The following is a 15,729-nucleotide window of genomic DNA, read 5'->3' as shown; positions in this document are numbered from 1 at the left end:
CGGTATGCGCCTTAAATCAAATCGCCCAGCGTTTGCGCATCCCGCAAACCCCAGACTTTGTCGATCAACGCATGACCCTGTTCAGGCGTGCGTGCGCCGGAGAACGCCAGCAAACGCTGGAATTTGTCCTCCAGCTCAGGCCGCGACAAGGTATTGCCCGGATCGCCCTTGGGTTCGTCGATGGCGCCGATCAGCGTGCGACCGTCGGTGGTGGTGACGATCACGCGTCCCAGCCAGCGCGCTGGATAGGCCTGATCGACCTCGTCATCCAGCTCCATGCTGACTTTCTCGCGGAACGCCGCCACGGCCGCATCGGTCAAGGCGTGCTGCTGGAATTCAATCAGTTGCGCCTTGCCATGCACGGCGATCAAACCCAGCACCGCGCCCATGGAAAACTTCGCCTGGTGCACGGTGGTCGGCACGACAACCCGACCCAATACGTCGATAGCGCCCTGATGCACCCGCGTCACCACCTTGGCGATCTGCTCATGGCTCAGGCCTTCGCGCTGCATCAAGTCCAGCAAGGCGTCGGCGGCAGGATGGGTGTGACGGCAGGAAGCGTGAAACTTGAACGAGGTCTCGACCAACGCCCAGCGGCTGCCGAGGCGATCCGACAATTTGCTCGGGTCAGCGTCGCTGGACATCCCCGCCGCCATGCCCTGATCGCCTTCGAGGATGTTGCGTGCGCCGGTCAGACCGTCTTCGGTCATGTACGCCGCGAGCAAACCATCGGCCGCGGCCTTGGCGGTGTGCAGTTGTTTGGAGTCGGCAGCATCGCGCAGGAACTCCCACAAACCCGCCGCCTGAGTGCCGGCGTTGCCCAGCAGGTTGATGAACTGCTCCTTGTCAAAACCGAGCAACTTGCCCACGCCGACAGCCGCCGCAAGGGTGCCGACCGTCGCTGTGGTGTGGAAGATGCGGTAGTGGGAACGGCCCATGAACTCGCCGATGCGGATCCCGGCTTCATAACCGGCGACCGATGCCAGCAGCAGATCCTTGCCGGATTTACCACGATCCTGTGCCGCTGCCAGCACCGCCGGGAATACCACCGTGGCCGGGTGCAGCACTGAGCTGTTGTGCAGATCATCCTGCTCGACCAGGTGCGAAGACGCGCCATTCACCAGCGCAGCAAAATATGCCGAGCTGCTTTTGCCGTTGACGAGGATTTTCGCGGGGCCCTCGGCGGGGCCCATTTTCGCGGCATAGCGCTCGAACAACGGGATTGGCCGCGAACCCTGGCTGGCCAGCGCGGAGCCGACCCAGTCAAGAAACAAATCCTCGGTGCGGTCCAGCACGGAGTTGGGAATCTGCGAGTATTCGAGGTCGGCCAGAAACGCCGCCAAGGCTTGGGTATGGCTCATATTCCGGTCCTCAGAAGCTGCGTGGCAGTTCGAGCAAATGCTCGGCGACGTAGGAAAGAATCAGGTTGGTGGAGATCGGCGCGACCTGGTACAGACGGGTCTCGCGGAATTTGCGCTCCACGTCGTATTCGCAGGCAAAGCCAAAGCCGCCGTGGGTTTGCAGGCAGGCATTGGCCGCTTCCCAGGACGCCTTGGCCGCCAGGTATTTCGCCATGTTGGCGCTGGCCCCGGCGTTCTTGCCGCTGTCGTATTCCTCGCAGGCGCGCCAGCGCATCAGGTCGGCGGCTTCGATTTCGATGTGCGCTTCGGCAATCGGGAACTGCACGCCCTGGTTCTGGCCGATGGGCCGTCCGAACACCACCCGGTCTCGGGCATAGGCGCTGGCTTTCTCGACGAACCAGCGACCGTCGCCAATACACTCGGCCGCGATCAACGTGCGCTCGGCGTTCAGGCCATCAAGGATGTACCTGAAGCCCTTGCCTTCTTCACCGATCAGGCTGTCCAGCGGCAGTTCGAGGTTGTCGAAAAACAGTTCGTTGGTTTCGTGGTTGACCATGTTAGCGATGGGCTGCACGGTCAGGCCGTTGCCAATGGCATCGCGCAGGTCGACGAGGAAAATCGACATGCCTTCGGATTTCTTCTTCACCTCGGCCAATGGCGTCGTGCGCGCCAGCAGGATCATCAAGTCCGAATGCTGGACCCGGGAGATCCACACCTTCTGACCGTTGATCACATACTTGTCGCCCTGCTTGATCGCGGTGGTCTTGATCTTGGTGGTGTCAGTGCCGGTGGTCGGCTCGGTAACGCCCATGGATTGCAGGCGCAATTCACCGCTGGCGAGCTTGGGCAGGTAATAGCTTTTCTGCGCCTCGCTGCCATGACGCAGCAAGGTAAACATGTTGTACATCTGGCCATGAACCGTGCCGGAGTTGCCGCCACAACGGTTCACCTCTTCGAGAATTACCGAAGCTTCAGCCAGGCCCAGGCCCGAGCCACCGTATTCGGTGGGGATCATTGCCGACAACCAGCCCGCATCGGTCAGGGCTTTGACGAAGCTTTCCGGGAAGCCTTTTTCCTCGTCGATCTTGCGCCAGTACGCCGCGTCGAATTCAGCACACAAGGCACGCACGCCTTCGCGGATGGCATTGAAGTCTTCATTGTCATTGGGGTTCATCAATCTGCTCTCTTGAGTTCGCGCGCCAACAGCACCGGCACGGTCTGGCTAATGAGTGAGGTGTTCAGTCGAACAGCACTTCGGCGCTTTGCCCGACGCCGTCCTGATTGCCGGCCCACAGCTGCGCCTTGCCTGGCTCAGTGACGCGACCGCTGACAGTGAAAGGCGTCGGCACATTCAACGGACGCACGCCGCGATAGGCGAAATGGCGCAGACGCGCTTCGGGATGGGCGCGACAGAACGCACGCAGGTTCAGGGTGGCGATCATCGGTCCATGCACGACGAGGCCCGGATAGCCTTCGGTGCCGGTGACATACGGATAGTCGTAATGGATACGATGGCCATTGAAGGTCACTGCCGAATAACGAAACAGCAGGGTCGGCGTTGGCGTGACGACTTCGTTCCACTCACCGGTTTCGGCCGCGTCGCCACTGTGCAACTTCGGCGGATTCGGCTCGCGATAGACAATGTCCTGCTCTTCGCGGATGCACAGTTGGCCGTTTTGCGAGTAATCATGACGAACGGTGACGAATAGCAAGGCGCCAGTGCGGCCGTGCTTTTCTTCAATGTGGGTAATGGTCGACAAACGATGCGCATCGGCGCCGACTTTTAGCGCTTCGATGAATTCGACACGACCGCCGGCCCACATGCGATTGCGGTTGTCGGCCGGTGGCAGAAAGCCACCACGTGCCGGATGGCCATCGGTGCCCAGCAGCGACTCTTCAACCGGTTCCTGGAAGAAACACCACTGCCACAATGGTGGCAGCGCGTCGCCATCGGCTGGCGTGGCCTCACCGAACGTGGCCGCGATGCGTTTGATCAGATTACGGCTCAGATGGTCGTGAGCCTCTTCAGTGCGTCCAAGCCAGGCAGTGAAATCCTTCGGCGACTCTGCAGCGCTCATGCGGGTAACCCCTTAGCATTTGTTGTTATGCCGGGATCATGCAAGGCGCTGGGCATTCTGTGAATTTGCATTTGCGTAAGACCGCGTTCATATATGCTGAACACTGCTGACACCCATAATTCCAATAACTCTCACCGGACGCCACCCATGCATTTCGACTTGGCCGATCTACGCCTCTTCATTCACATCGGCGAATCCCCGAGCCTGACCCAGGGCGCGCGCCGCGCCTTTCTGTCACCCGCCGCAGCCAGTGCGCGGATCAAGGCGCTGGAAAGCCAGTTCGAGACACGCCTGCTGTACCGTGACAGCCGTGGCGTGGAACTGACCCCGGCCGGGCAACGCCTGCTCAAGCACGCGCGATTGGTCATGCGTCAGGTGGAATACCTGAAAAGCGAGTTCACCAGCTACGGCACCGATTCGGCCGGGCACATTCGCATCTTTGCCAATACCACGGCCGTCACTGAATTCCTTCCGGAAGTGCTGGCGGGTTTTCTCGCCCAACGGCCCGGCGTCACCGTCGATCTGCAGGAACGCCTGTCCCGGGACATCGTGCGTGGCGTGCTGGATGGCAGCTCTGACATGGGCATCATCGCCGGTCCGGTCGAAGCGACGGGTCTGCAGGTGATGCACTTCAGCACGGATCGCCTGGTGCTGGCGGTGCCGGTGGGCCACGATCTGGCCAGCCAAAGCCCGGTGACGCTCAAGCAGACGCTGGCTTTCCAGCACATCGGCTTGCATGAAGGCAGTACGTTGCTGAGTTTTTTGCGCGATCACGTCGAGCGCATCGGCCAACACCTGTCGTTGCGTATCCAGGTGTCGAGCTTCGAGGCGATCTGCCGCATGGTCGAAGCGGGTGTGGGCATCGGCATCATTCCCGAGTCCGCTGCAGTGCGCCACAGCCGCACCATGAACCTGGTGACGGTCCAGCTGGACGAACCCTGGGCGATTCGCGAACGCAGCATTCTGGTTCGCGAACTGGACGCCCTGCCCGGCACGGTCCGCGCATTGATTGCGACCTTGATGCCGGACACGGAGCAGCCTGGCGCTACGGCTGCGGACGCCTGAGAAACGGCAGCCCCGCCAACGTCAGCGCCACGCCGACCAATGCGCTGACGGCCAGCGGATCACCGAATTGCAGATACGCCCAAAGCATCGTCACCGGCGGCGTCAGGAACAACGCGCCGCTAACGCTTTGCAGGGTGAAGCGGCGCAGGCACAACCAGTAGAATCCGTAGCCGCCCAACGTCCCGAACACCACCAGCCAGAGCACACCCAAGCCAAAACCGCTCGCCATCACCGGACGCAGGCTGCCTTCCTGCAAGGCCAGCAGCACAAACACCGGCAATATCGCGCAGACCTGAATGAACAAGCCCACCAGACCCGGAAGTGGTGGGTGACGCGACCGTTTCTGATAGATCGTCGCCAGCGCCAGTGACGCCACGCCGAGCAGCGGCAGCGAGTACGCCCAGATCGACGCCCTGGAAAACTCCAGGCTGCTGCCACTGGCAATCAACATGCCGATCAGGCACAAGCCGATGCCCAGCCACTGCCAGCCACGCGTCGCCTGACCGGGAACAAAACCCGCCAGCAGGACGATGCTCAGCGGCAACAGGTTGGCGATTAACGAACTGGTGCCCGGCGCCACGCCCAGGGCGATGGATGCGGCGATGGGCGCAATGTAACCGGCGATGCCCAGCAACCCGACCACGCCCTGATCCGCCCAATTACGCCAACTCAGTTCGCGCAACTGCCGCCACACCAGTGGCAGCAACAACAAGGCCGCGAGCACGAATCGCCAGAATGTGGCGAGCATCACGCCGCTGTGCTCCGACACATAGCGATAGCCGATAAAGCCGGAACTCCAACTGAGCACCATGGCCATGAGTAGCAGACCGCTGATCACGTGTGCCGCAGTGAACTTTCGTAGGAGGGGATCTATCCCCGAAAGCGTCGCTGGCGCTGCACAGTAACTGGTGCCAGACACATCTCCTTTGATTCCCCTGCCTTGCGCATCCATCAGCCCTTCCCCTTTCCATCACATGAACCTGATGGTATGAATGACCGGGTGATTCAATCAAACGAGATGATAAGCATCACTCATGCAGGACTTCTGAACTATGCAAAGCACTCTGGATATCGACCTGCTGCGCACTTTCCAGGCGGTGGTGCGCTTCGAACAGTTCCTCGCCGCCGCGACTTTTCTCAACCGCAGCCCGTCGGCCGTGAGCCTGCACATTCGTCGCCTGGAAGACATCACCGGCGGGCGCTTGCTGGAGCGCGACAACCAGACCGTGACGCTGACGCCGCTGGGACGCCGCTTTGCCTTGCAGAGTGCAGAATTGCTGCAGATGCACGATCGAATGCTGGCCGGTTACAACGCGCCATCGGTCAGCGGCAAAGTCAGACTGGGGATCTCCGAGGAGTATGCCGGCGCGTTGTTGCAATGCACCCTGCCGCCATTGTCCGAAAAATTTCCTCACATCGAACTGGAAGTCGAAACGGCTTCCAGCGGCCGCCTGCACAGCCAATTGCAACGCGGGCAAATGGACCTGGCGTTGGTGGTTGAGCTGATGTATGCGCAAAACACACGCGAGCCGCCGTTATTCCGTTTTGGCACCACCGAGCCGGTCTGGGTCGCGGCCCACAGTTATCAGGCCGATCCTGACAAGCCGCTGCCGTTGGCGTTACACGGCAATGGTTGTCCGTATCGCAGCGTCGCCATCGACGCGCTGACTCGACTGGGTCGGCCGTGGCGCACCATGGTCATGAGCGCCGGCACCAGCGCGCTGGAAACCACGATTTGTGCGGGCCTGGTGATCGGCATCATCGACCGGGATCGGGTCAGCCCGCAGATGCGCATCCTGAGCGAAGAAGACGGCCTGCCGACCTTGCCGCTGCACGAACTGCAACTGGTCAAGGCTCCCGGCTCTCCCAGCGCGGCCTGTGAAGTGTTGATTCGGTTGATCGGCGATCATTTTCGGTTATGAGCACCCAATGAGTGAGGCGTTTGAATTGGAATTCATTCCGTAGGACCGGCTTTAGCCGGGAGAAAGTCGTACAAACGGTACATTTCTATCGTCTGTACGATTGTTCTCCCGGCTAAAGCCGGTCCTACGACCTCGTGGAGTCCCGACCAACCACCGCTGCAATATTCTGTAACCAACCGGTTAATCGGTATCATGACAACGTCGTTACAGTCGGCATTTGGCCATTTCGTTGGGGAACTGTATCCATGCCTTATTTTTCCCTGGCGCGCTTCAAGGCGCGCTGGTTCGCCTGGTCCTGCATGGCCCTGCTGATCGTCGGGCTGCCGGTGGGTTGTGCGGTGTTGCAGCATACCGAGCGGGAACTGGTGTTTCGTATCGAACCGGGCACTGCCAGCTGGTACAGCGGGCTGCCCGCCGGTGTGCAGGAGTTCGAGCTCAAGGCCCCGGACTTCGGCGTGGCGCAAAACATTCACGCCTGGTGGTGGCCGGCTAACCGCAAGGACGCGCCGGCGGTGCTGTATCTGCATGGCTCCCGCTGGAACCTCACCGGTCAGCTGTTTCGCATTGAGCAACTGCGCGCCCTGGGCTTCTCGGTGCTGGCCATCGACTATCGCGGTTTCGGCCAGAGCCAAGGGCGATTGCCCTCCGAAGCCACGGTTTATGAAGACGCACGCGTTGCCTGGGAACGCCTGAAACTGCTGCAACCGGACCCGCGCCAACGGCTTATCTACGGCCACTCATTGGGCGGCGCCGTAGCGGTGGACCTGGCCGCCGAGCTGGGCCGTGATACCCAGGACGGCAAGGAACCCGCGCAAGCCCGGGGGCTGATCATCGAATCCACCTTCACCACGCTGGCTGATGTCGCCACCGCAGTGGCCAATACTTCGTTGCCGGTGCGCTGGTTGCTGTCGCAGAAATTCGACTCCATCGACAAGATCGCCGAAATCCACATGCCGTTGCTGATTGTCCACGGAACCGAGGACCGCTACGTGCCATCGCGTTTCAGTGAGGAGCTTTTCGCGGCGGCCCAGGAGCCGAAGAAACTCCTGCTGGTGCCGGGTGGCTCACATAACAACAGCATGAGTCTGGGACGTCAGGCGTATGGTCAGGCGATTCAGGCGTTGTTCAGAGCCAGCGAGGCGCCGGCCCATGCAGCGAAATCCCCGGCGGGCGCCGAGGTTGCAAACCATTCCCCAGGCTGATCACTGTGGATCGATATGGCTCACGGTGAACGGCTTGCTGCGCACCACCACCTGCCCCGGATGACTGGCCGGCGCGACGCTGCCGTTCAGTTGCTTGAGCAATGCCTGCGGGTCTTCGATCGGCAAACCGGCCAGCTGCTGCGCCGGCAAGTTCCACCACTGGCTGGCCAGCAAGCCGTCGATGATGTCCTGCTCGAAACGATAACGCACCACCTGGGCCGGTGAACCGACGGCGATGGCGTAGGGCGGAATATCCTTATTGACCAGCGATTGCGCGCCAATCACCGCGCCGGTGCCGATGGTCACACCCTCCAGAATCAGCACGTCCATGCCGATCCACACGTCATGACCAATGGAGGTTTGCTTCACCCCATCGTGGTGCGGCGCAATACCGCCTAGCTGCTGGCGCAGGCCGACCAGCCCGCTGTGGGAAGTCAGCCAGCTCAGTGGATGGGATTTACGGTCCTGGCCGATGGTCACGTTCTTGGCGATCGAGCAATAGCGCCCGATGCTGGAGACGTCATGCAGCTCGGAGCCGCTGACAATATCGGTGTAGGCGCCGATGGTCAGCTTGCGGGACAGAATCTTGATCTGATGCAGCTTCACGCCATGCTCCAGCGTCAGCTCGGTTTCACGGCGCAGGCCTTTGATCCCGCTGTCCAGACGACACTTGTTCTTCGAAAGCGCCTTTTTCAGCTTTCTGTCCAACAGCGCTCGCTTGAAGAAATTCATGGTCTGGTTCCACAGATGATTGGTGAGCTGGTGGCGATTCCACGGCATGAGTGGAATTTTCCTACGCCAGCCTAAATGCCATCCCACACAAAGTCGGGAATCATCGCACAAGCCGAGCGAATCCCAAAAAGCTTGTTCACGGTACGAAGTTGTCGATTCGCAGACGGGTCATTCGACTATCCAAAGCTTCACCCGAATGAATGAACAACGACGAGGAACACGCCCATGAGCACTTATCCAGTCGCCCCACACGAACTCGACAGCCACCCGGTCGTCTCTCGGCAAGAGTGGCTGACGGCGCGTAAACAGCACCTGATTCACGAAAAAGACCTGACCCGCCAGCGTGATCAACTCAGCGCCGAGCGCCGCGCCCTGCCCTGGGTCAGGATCGACAAGGCGTACAGCTTTGAAGGTCCCAACGGCAGACAAAGCCTGAGCGAGCTGTTCGGCAATAACAGCCAGTTGATCATCTATCACTTCATGTTTGGCAAGGATTGGGAGGAAGGTTGCACGGGCTGTTCGTTCCTGACCGATCACATGGACGGCGCCAATTTGCATCTGGCGCACCACGACATCAGCCTCGTCGCCGTTTCCCACGCGCCATGGCAGCAGTTTCAGGCGTTCAAGCGGCGCATGGGCTGGCAGTTGAACTGGGTGTCATCGGCGGGCACTGACTTCAACCATGACTTCGGGGTGTCCGCCACGGCCGAACAGATCGCCGACGGCAGCGTCACCTACAATTACGAGCCTTCCACCGAGCCCTTCGAGGAACTGCCCGGCCTGAGCGTCTTCTACAAAAACCCGGCGGGGGAGATTTTCCACACTTACTCAACCTATGCCCGAGGCCTGGACATCCTGGTCGGCGCCTACAACTATCTGGACCTCACGCCCAAAGGCAGGAATGAGGTGCAAATCATGGACTGGATGCGTCTGCATGACCGTTATGAAGACCAGGACCCGACGGCGCCCCAGGCTTAGCGCGTCGCCACCACAAACAACCGTGGAAACGGCAACAGCACCGTGCCGTCTTCCAGTGCCGGATAGGCCTCGCTGATCGCGGCGAGATAACGTTCTAGGAACGCGCGCTTTTGCGTCTCATCCAGCGGTTCAAGATAAGGCCGCAATGCCGAACCCTTGAACCACTCGACCACCGCCGCATGGCCACCTTCCAGCGGATGAAAATAGGTGGTGCGCCACACGTCTACCGAACTGCAATGGCCCTTGAGCAGTGAGTAATAAAAACTCGCGTCATGGCGATCGGGATGTTTGACCGCCGCAATCTTGCTCGCCCAAGGGCCGTCCGCTGCCACTTCACGGGCCAGCCGATGGGCTGGCTCCTGCATATTGTCAGGCGTCTGCACCGCCAGGCTGCCACCGGGCGTGAGCTTGCTGACCAGGCGCGGATACAGCGCGGCATGATCCGCCACCCATTGCAGCGAAGCGTTGGCGAGAATCACATCCAGTGGTTGCGCGGGATTCCACGCCGCGATGTCGGCCAACTCGAAACTCAATGCTGGCAGGCGTTGGCGCGCGTCGATCAGCATGTTTTCCGAACTGTCCAGGCCGGCCACTCGCGCTTGCGGGTAGCGTTCAGCCAGCACTTGTGTCGAATTACCGGGGCCGCAGCCCAGGTCCACTGCCGTCTGTACGTCCTGCGTCCGGATCGCCGCGACCAGATCAACCACTGGACGCGTGCGTTGTTGCTCGAAAATTGAATACTGCTTGGCTGACCAGGACATGGCGGCTCCCGTGCTGTGTTGAGAAGTGGACCAGAGACTAAAACGTGCGGCGCCCGGAAACAATGTCCGGCCTGGATCAGCGGGATAAGAGCGTCTGCAACTCCAGCCCATTGCCCACGGCAAAACCGCTGGCGGTGTTATCGAAAATGCACCAGCTGGGGATGTTTTTTTGCCGCGATACGAGCAGGTCGCTGGCGAGTATTTCCAGCCGGGATGGTTCATAAGTGCTGTGGTAGATCCGAGGCGAACCGTGCAGGCGCCAGTAGCGAACGCCCGGCCAGCCGGCGGGAAGCGTGCCACCGGGGATCGGCGACGGATCAGCGGCGACCCGGCCAATTCGATGTTCCACCAGTAGATCTTCGGCGTTCAGCCAGCTTGCGTGCCGCGGTTCGAGCACCACATCACCGGAAAAACGCTCTCGCAAAGCCTGAAAGAAAACCTGTGCGGTTTGAGGTTCATAAGCCAGCGACGGCGGCAACTGAACCAGCAGGCAACCAAGCTTTTCGCCAAGCCCGCTGCACTGCGCCATAAACTCATCCAGCACTGCATCGCAATCCAGCAGGCGTCGTTCGTGGGTAATCAGCTTGGGCACCTTCACCGCGAAGCGAAAGCCGGCGGGAACAGATTCAGCCCAGCGCACGTAGGTTTGATGACGATGGGGACGGTAGAACGAGCTGTTGATTTCCACCGCGCCCAGGCGTGAGGCATAACGCTGTAAATGGGAGCCTTGTTCGTCAAACGCTGCCTTATGTTCCCGAGGCAGACTCCAGCCGGCGCAGCCCACATAAATGGGCGACGCCTGACGGTCGTGGCTGACTACCACGCTGGATTAGCTCGGCTCACCCGAGCTGTCATCGCCCGCAATATCGGGATCATCCGGCTCCACTTCATTGTCCTCGGCGTTGCGCACGTCATCGTCCGGACGCGCCTTATCATCGGATTCCATCGGATTGGGATTAGGGCCCGGGGATTGCGCAGCTTGGGTGTCGACAGGTCGAATGCTCATGATGCCCTCGCAGAATCAGATCAAATGGGAGTGACCTGATTTGGAAGCGGCAGAATGGCGGGAGTTCGGATTATTGGATGACTGGTGATGAACCTGTGGGAGCGTTCGGAGGTTACGACGGCCGCGAAGAACGATGATGCGGTAGATCTGGGCCATCGAGGCGTCTGATTCGCGGGCAAGCCTCGCTCCAACGAGGCCTAAGGTTGCCTTCGTTTCATCACGACACGTAACCATTGAATTGAAATGCACTTCGTTGGAGCGAGGCTTGCCCGCGAAGGCGTCAGTCCTGACACGGCGCTGTGTCAGGCAAACATCCATTAATCTCGCCGTCCTCTTCCCGGATAAGTAGGGTCCCACAGGCTATTCAACCGCGCAACTTGCCCAACCACTCAAGCGAAGTACGCCATAGGCAAATCCCCAGGAAATAGGCGGACATCGCGGACCAGACGATCATGACGGTCGGGCTTTGCGCCGGGTGGTCGATTACCAGCAAGGCGCTGCACACCAGCCAGATCGTGGTGACAGTGATGTTCAGTGGCATCAGGCGGCGGACGCGGAAGGGATGGAGGAATTTCATCCGCGTCAATGTCAGCAATGCCAGGCCGAAGACGGTCAGCAACGTCACCCACGAAGCGGGCGAGATGATGTAGACGCACAGCGCGACCACGTTCCAGGCGGCGGGAAAGCCCTGGAAGTAATTGTCCTTACTTTTCATTTCCAGGTTGCAGAAGCAGAACAGCGAGGACACCAGGATCACCGCAGTGCTGAGCAGCATGGTGTGATCCGGCAGGTCGATATAGCGATAGATAAACAACGCCGGAATGAACACGTAGGTCAGGTAATCAATAACCAGATCGAGCACTGAACCATCGAAGCCTGGCAGCACCGACTGAACATTGAATTTGCGCGCCAGGGAGCCATCGACTCCGTCTACCACCAGCGCGAGGCCCAGCCACAGCAAGCACGCCTTGGGCTGGTCTTCGAACAGCGCGATAGTCGCCATGAAGGCAATGACCACGCCGGTGGCGGTAAAAGCATGTGCACCCCAGGCTTTGAGCCAGGCCGTGCGTTGAGTCGATATCACAGGGGGAAATCTCCAGAAATAATACGGGCCGGGCATCATCATCGCCGATTTGTTACCGGAGCACTCAGCCAGCGTGCATGTATCGACCGGCCATCGGCCGATAAGGTTCACCAACCGGTCATCTGCGAGCAATCTCCAGGCCAGGGACTCGACCGCCGGGAAAACTTCCCCGTCGCGGTTGATATCCATTACCATGCCGCCCGTCGGTTCCCAAACGGGATTAATAGGGAATCCGTGATGGCCTCAGGGTCACAACCGGAACTGCCCCCGCAACTGTAGACGCTGAGCCGCTCCATCAATGCCACTGGGTTATCCCGGGAAGGCCGGAGCATGGCGATGACGCGTCAGTCAGGAGACCTGCCGACATCAGGGTTGCACGAGAGCGCGCCCTGGCAATTGACCCACCGGCGGGGTGTCCGGGGAGGACATCCGTCAGAATCGGTTCATCGCCGTTGCGTCCAGACCCTGCTCGACCGGCCCCGCCGCAGTCAGCAGCGGTGGCTGATGTGTTTCCTGCCCTTACACCGCCGTCCGGACATCCGTTCGAATGGAGATAGCCTTTCATGACGTTGCCTCGCCTTGCCGTACTGTTTGCCAGCCTTGGATGTTCTGCACTGGCGATAGCCGCCGGTCCGACGCACTACCCGCTGACGGTCGAGAACTGCGGCGTGCCGCTGACTTTGAAACAGGCGCCCGGCAAAACAGTCACCATCGGCCAGGCCGGCACTGAAATCCTCTACTCCCTTGGGCTGGCCGACAAAGTGGTCGGCACTTCGCTGTGGTTCAACGATGTCCTGCCGCAGTTCAAGGCCCAGAACGACCGTATTCCGCGCCTGGCCGATAACGAGCCAAGCTTTGAATCAGTGATTGGCAAACGCCCTGACCTGGTGCCGGTGCAGTTTGAATGGATGGTCGGCCCGCAAGGCGCGGTCGGCACGCGCGAGCAGTTCAGCGAGCTGAATATCCCGACCTACATCATGCCGTCGGACTGCGAAGGCAAAGACAATCTGGTCGGCGCCGACGGCACGCGCCTCAAGCCGTTCTCCGTGGAAACCGTATTCAAGACCGTGACGCAACTGGCGCAGATCTTCGATGTGCAGGACCGTGGCGACGAGTTGAGCGGCCAGCTGCGTGCCGGTTTGACCAAGGCTCAGGCCAGCGTCAAGGCCAAGCATTTGACCGACGCTTCGGCGCTGTTCTGGTTTTCCAGCGCCGACCTGCACATCGACCCGTACGTGGCCGGGCGCAAAGGCGTGCCGGATTTCATGATGAACACCCTCGGCCTGCGTAACGTGATCGAGTCCGATGAAGAATGGCCAACCGTTGGCTGGGAAACCATCGCCAAGGCCGACCCAACGGTGCTGGTCATTGCGCGTATGGATCGCCGTCGCTTCCCCGCTGACGATTTCCAGAAAAAGCTCGAATTCCTCAAGTCTGATCCGGTGACGAAAAACATGGATGCAGTGAAGCACAACCGCATCGTGATCCTCGACGCCGACGCCATGCAGGCTTCGGTGCGCATGTTTGACGGCATCAACGAACTGGCCAGCGCCATTGATCAGGTTGATCCGGGCAAATGAGAGCAGTGACCGGCGGTCAGGTGTTGCGCAGGGTCTGTCTGCACGCAGCGTGGGTGATCCCGGTGTTGCTGGCCGCGATACTGGCCGGTATCGCCATTGGCGAGACGCCGGTCAGCCTGTCGCTGGTGTTTCAGGTGCTGGCCAACAAGTTGTGGGGCGCCGGTTTCGTGCTGGACCCTATCGATGAAGGCATCGTCTGGAACTACCGCCTGACCCGCGCGCTGGTGGCTGCAGCCTGCGGCGCCGGGTTGGCGATTTCCGGGGTGGTTTTGCAGTCATTGCTGCGTAATCCGCTGGCCGATCCATACCTGCTGGGGATTTCAGCCGGAGCTTCGACCGGCGCGGTATTGGTGTCGATCATCGGACTTGGTGCCGGAGCCATCTCCTTGTCGATGGGCGCCTTCGCTGGCGCGGTTGCGGCGTTTGCCCTGGTCGCCTTGCTGGCGCGCAGCACCGGTGCGGTCAGCGGCAGCGGGCAAATCATTCTGGCTGGCATCGCCGGTTCACAGCTGTTCAATGCGCTGACTTCGTTTCTGATTACCAAGTCGGCCAGTTCCGAACAGGCGCGGGGCATCATGTTCTGGTTGTTGGGCAACCTCAGCGGCGTGCGCTGGCAGTCGGTGACATTGGCGGTGCCGGTGGTATTGATCGGGCTGGCTATTTGCCTGTGGCACCGTCGCGCGCTGGATGCGTTCATGTTCGGCAGCGATTCGGCCGCTGCGCTTGGCATCCCGGTGCGCCGCGTACAGGTCATCCTGATCGCCACGGTTGCGCTGGTCACGGCGGTGATGGTGTCGCTGGTAGGCTCCATCGGCTTCGTCGGTCTGGTGGTCCCGCACGCCGCGCGCCTGTTGGTCGGCGTGCGCCATGGGCGGCTGATCCCGCTCAGCGCCTTGAGTGGCGCGCTGTTCCTGATCGCCGCCGACGTGCTGTCGCGCACCGTCATCAAGGGCCAGGTGCTGCCGGTCGGCGTGATCACCGCGCTGATCGGCGCACCGGTATTTGCCATAATCCTGATCAAAGCCAAGGGTGGCCGATGAATAGCCTGCAAATGCCTGCACTTCAGACGAGCGTGATGGCGTGTTCTGACCTGAGCTGGTCAGTCAAAGGCAATCTGATCGTCAAAGGTGTCAGCCTGGAGCTGCAACGCGGGGAAACCCTGGGCTTGATCGGCCCGAACGGTTCCGGCAAATCCAGCTTGCTCAAGTTGCTGTCGGGAATCAGACCACCTGACAGCGGCCGGATTCAGCTCGACGGCGAGGCGCTGACCGACATGACGCGCCGTGACATCGCACAGATGATTGCGGTAGTCGAGCAACAGGCGGAGACCTCGGACGCCATCAGTGTGCTGGACGCCGTGGAACTGGGGCGCACGCCCTGGCTGTCGGCGCTGACGCCATGGTCCGTTGTCGATGATGAAATCGTTCAGCAGGCACTGGTCGATGTGGACATGGCCGACAAACGCAAGCGCGCCTGGCACAGCCTGTCCGGTGGCGAACGCCAGCGCGTGCACATCGCCCGCGCTTTGGCGCAACGCCCGCAAATCCTGCTGCTGGACGAACCGACTAACCATCTGGATATCCAGCATCAGCTGAGCATTCTGGGTCTGGTGCGATCGCTGCCGGTCACCACGCTGATTGCGCTGCACGACCTCAATCAGGCGCTGGCCTGCGATCGGCTGGCGGTGATGGACAAAGGTGAGCTGATTGCTATTGGCGAACCGGCCCAAGTGCTGACCTGCGAACTGCTGCGCAGCACCTTTGGCGTCGAAGCCCACTACCTGATTGATCCCCACGATGGTGCGCGAATTTTGCGGTTTCGTTCATAACCGCACAGCCCGAAAAAACACATAAGCCCCGTGGGAGCGGACTTGTCCGCGAAGGCGTCGGGACTGCCAAGGAAGATCCTCAGCGCTTGCACCGGCGTCTTCGGGGACAAGTCCCCTCCTACCGGGTTGTGT

Annotated in this window: 16 protein-coding genes and 1 riboswitch; of the genes, 7 read left to right on the top strand and 9 right to left on the bottom strand. The window is 60.7% G+C overall.

Translation table 11 applies throughout. The features are described from left to right. Positions 1-11: 11 nt before the first annotated feature. From AFK24_RS03635 to AFK24_RS03625, 3 genes are all read right to left on the bottom strand, one after another. Positions 12-1,361: an MmgE/PrpD family protein gene (locus tag AFK24_RS03635; RefSeq protein ID WP_065831938.1), complete on the bottom strand. Its 1,350-nt coding sequence runs from the start codon at positions 1,359-1,361 to the stop codon at positions 12-14. A 10-nt stretch (positions 1,362-1,371) separates the two neighbouring features. Further along, complete coding sequence (locus AFK24_RS03630; protein ID WP_065831937.1) at positions 1,372-2,535, bottom strand: acyl-CoA dehydrogenase family protein; 1,164 nt, start codon at positions 2,533-2,535, stop codon at positions 1,372-1,374. A gap of 64 nt (positions 2,536-2,599) precedes the next feature. Beyond that, the gene (locus AFK24_RS03625) at positions 2,600-3,439 is read right to left on the bottom strand and encodes an FAS1-like dehydratase domain-containing protein (RefSeq protein WP_065831936.1); all 840 of its coding nucleotides are present in this window, start codon (positions 3,437-3,439) and stop codon (positions 2,600-2,602) included. A gap of 147 nt (positions 3,440-3,586) precedes the next feature. Here AFK24_RS03625 and AFK24_RS03620 point away from each other — a divergent pair, with 147 nt between their 5' ends. Beyond that, positions 3,587-4,504, top strand: coding sequence for a LysR family transcriptional regulator (locus AFK24_RS03620; protein WP_065831935.1), 918 nt, complete (start codon positions 3,587-3,589; stop codon positions 4,502-4,504). Here AFK24_RS03620 and AFK24_RS03615 read toward each other — a convergent pair. Then, on the bottom strand, positions 4,485-5,342 hold the full coding sequence (locus tag AFK24_RS03615) for a DMT family transporter (RefSeq protein ID WP_240500330.1): 858 nt from the start codon (positions 5,340-5,342) through the stop codon (positions 4,485-4,487). The genes AFK24_RS03620 and AFK24_RS03615 overlap by 20 nt on opposite strands. A gap of 214 nt (positions 5,343-5,556) precedes the next feature. On the opposite strand from AFK24_RS03615, the gene AFK24_RS03610 reads away from it, so the two are divergent. Beyond that, on the top strand, positions 5,557-6,426 hold the full coding sequence (locus AFK24_RS03610) for a LysR substrate-binding domain-containing protein (RefSeq protein ID WP_065831934.1): 870 nt from the start codon (positions 5,557-5,559) through the stop codon (positions 6,424-6,426). Positions 6,427-6,671: 245 nt separating this feature from the next. Further along, positions 6,672-7,628: an alpha/beta hydrolase gene (locus AFK24_RS03605; protein ID WP_065831933.1), complete on the top strand. Its 957-nt coding sequence runs from the start codon at positions 6,672-6,674 to the stop codon at positions 7,626-7,628. Here the strand turns inward: AFK24_RS03605 and AFK24_RS03600 are convergent, their stop codons facing one another. Then, the gene (locus tag AFK24_RS03600; RefSeq protein ID WP_065831982.1) at positions 7,629-8,360 is read right to left on the bottom strand and encodes a CatB-related O-acetyltransferase; all 732 of its coding nucleotides are present in this window, start codon (positions 8,358-8,360) and stop codon (positions 7,629-7,631) included. Between the two features lie 225 nt (positions 8,361-8,585). Here AFK24_RS03600 and AFK24_RS03595 point away from each other — a divergent pair, with 225 nt between their 5' ends. Continuing rightward, positions 8,586-9,338: a DUF899 domain-containing protein gene (locus AFK24_RS03595; RefSeq protein WP_065831932.1), complete on the top strand. Its 753-nt coding sequence runs from the start codon at positions 8,586-8,588 to the stop codon at positions 9,336-9,338. Here the strand turns inward: AFK24_RS03595 and tam are convergent. The 4 genes from tam to pcsA all read right to left on the bottom strand — a co-directional run bounded on the left by tam (position 9,335) and on the right by pcsA (position 12,189). Continuing rightward, the gene (gene tam / locus AFK24_RS03590; protein ID WP_065831931.1) at positions 9,335-10,099 is read right to left on the bottom strand and encodes a trans-aconitate 2-methyltransferase; all 765 of its coding nucleotides are present in this window, start codon (positions 10,097-10,099) and stop codon (positions 9,335-9,337) included. The two genes, AFK24_RS03595 and tam, sit on opposite strands and share 4 nt — an antisense overlap. Positions 10,100-10,175: 76 nt before the next feature. Then, the gene (locus AFK24_RS03585) at positions 10,176-10,922 is read right to left on the bottom strand and encodes a DUF72 domain-containing protein (RefSeq protein WP_065831930.1); all 747 of its coding nucleotides are present in this window, start codon (positions 10,920-10,922) and stop codon (positions 10,176-10,178) included. 6 nt (positions 10,923-10,928) lie between these two features. Continuing rightward, positions 10,929-11,105: a hypothetical protein gene (locus tag AFK24_RS31125; RefSeq protein WP_170826280.1), complete on the bottom strand. Its 177-nt coding sequence runs from the start codon at positions 11,103-11,105 to the stop codon at positions 10,929-10,931. Between the two features lie 364 nt (positions 11,106-11,469). After that, the gene (gene pcsA, locus AFK24_RS03580) at positions 11,470-12,189 is read right to left on the bottom strand and encodes a phosphatidylcholine synthase (RefSeq protein WP_065831981.1); all 720 of its coding nucleotides are present in this window, start codon (positions 12,187-12,189) and stop codon (positions 11,470-11,472) included. A gap of 187 nt (positions 12,190-12,376) precedes the next feature. Next, a riboswitch (cobalamin riboswitch) is annotated at positions 12,377-12,568 on the top strand. Positions 12,569-12,752: 184 nt separating this feature from the next. On the opposite strand from pcsA, the gene AFK24_RS03575 reads away from it, so the two are divergent. Genes AFK24_RS03575 through AFK24_RS03565 form a run of 3 tightly spaced genes read left to right on the top strand, consistent with a single transcriptional unit; the run spans position 12,753 to position 15,597 of the window. After that, positions 12,753-13,769, top strand: coding sequence for an ABC transporter substrate-binding protein (locus AFK24_RS03575; protein WP_065831929.1), 1,017 nt, complete (start codon positions 12,753-12,755; stop codon positions 13,767-13,769). Then, the gene (locus tag AFK24_RS03570) at positions 13,766-14,809 is read left to right on the top strand and encodes a FecCD family ABC transporter permease (protein ID WP_065831928.1); all 1,044 of its coding nucleotides are present in this window, start codon (positions 13,766-13,768) and stop codon (positions 14,807-14,809) included. Before AFK24_RS03575 ends, AFK24_RS03570 begins: the two co-directional genes overlap by 4 nt. Beyond that, positions 14,806-15,597, top strand: coding sequence for an ABC transporter ATP-binding protein (locus tag AFK24_RS03565; protein WP_065831927.1), 792 nt, complete (start codon positions 14,806-14,808; stop codon positions 15,595-15,597). The genes AFK24_RS03570 and AFK24_RS03565 overlap by 4 nt, the downstream gene beginning before the upstream one ends. Positions 15,598-15,729 lie beyond the last annotated feature (132 nt).

Origin of the sequence: Pseudomonas syringae, assembly GCF_001698815.1 — a bacterium.
Lineage (GTDB): Bacteria > Pseudomonadota > Gammaproteobacteria > Pseudomonadales > Pseudomonadaceae > Aquipseudomonas > Aquipseudomonas syringae_A.
This window is presented reverse-complemented; position numbering and strand designations above follow the sequence as displayed.

What these genes read in the sequence shown, in the direction of transcription:
- AFK24_RS03620 (WP_065831935.1), top strand. Translation starts at nt 3,587, where the DNA reads ATGCATTTCGACTTGGCCGATCTACGCCTCTTCATTCACATCGGCGAA.
- AFK24_RS03635 (WP_065831938.1), bottom strand. Translation starts at nt 1,361, where the DNA reads ATGAGCCATACCCAAGCCTTGGCGGCGTTTCTGGCCGACCTCGAATAC.
- AFK24_RS03570 (WP_065831928.1), top strand. Translation starts at nt 13,766, where the DNA reads ATGAGAGCAGTGACCGGCGGTCAGGTGTTGCGCAGGGTCTGTCTGCAC.
- AFK24_RS31125 (WP_170826280.1), bottom strand. Translation starts at nt 11,105, where the DNA reads ATGAGCATTCGACCTGTCGACACCCAAGCTGCGCAATCCCCGGGCCCT.
- AFK24_RS03575 (WP_065831929.1), top strand. Translation starts at nt 12,753, where the DNA reads ATGACGTTGCCTCGCCTTGCCGTACTGTTTGCCAGCCTTGGATGTTCT.
- AFK24_RS03610 (WP_065831934.1), top strand. Translation starts at nt 5,557, where the DNA reads ATGCAAAGCACTCTGGATATCGACCTGCTGCGCACTTTCCAGGCGGTG.
- AFK24_RS03625 (WP_065831936.1), bottom strand. Translation starts at nt 3,439, where the DNA reads ATGAGCGCTGCAGAGTCGCCGAAGGATTTCACTGCCTGGCTTGGACGC.
- AFK24_RS03595 (WP_065831932.1), top strand. Translation starts at nt 8,586, where the DNA reads ATGAGCACTTATCCAGTCGCCCCACACGAACTCGACAGCCACCCGGTC.
- tam (WP_065831931.1), bottom strand. Translation starts at nt 10,099, where the DNA reads ATGTCCTGGTCAGCCAAGCAGTATTCAATTTTCGAGCAACAACGCACG.
- AFK24_RS03600 (WP_065831982.1), bottom strand. Translation starts at nt 8,360, where the DNA reads ATGAATTTCTTCAAGCGAGCGCTGTTGGACAGAAAGCTGAAAAAGGCG.
- AFK24_RS03605 (WP_065831933.1), top strand. Translation starts at nt 6,672, where the DNA reads ATGCCTTATTTTTCCCTGGCGCGCTTCAAGGCGCGCTGGTTCGCCTGG.
- AFK24_RS03630 (WP_065831937.1), bottom strand. Translation starts at nt 2,535, where the DNA reads ATGAACCCCAATGACAATGAAGACTTCAATGCCATCCGCGAAGGCGTG.
- AFK24_RS03565 (WP_065831927.1), top strand. Translation starts at nt 14,806, where the DNA reads ATGAATAGCCTGCAAATGCCTGCACTTCAGACGAGCGTGATGGCGTGT.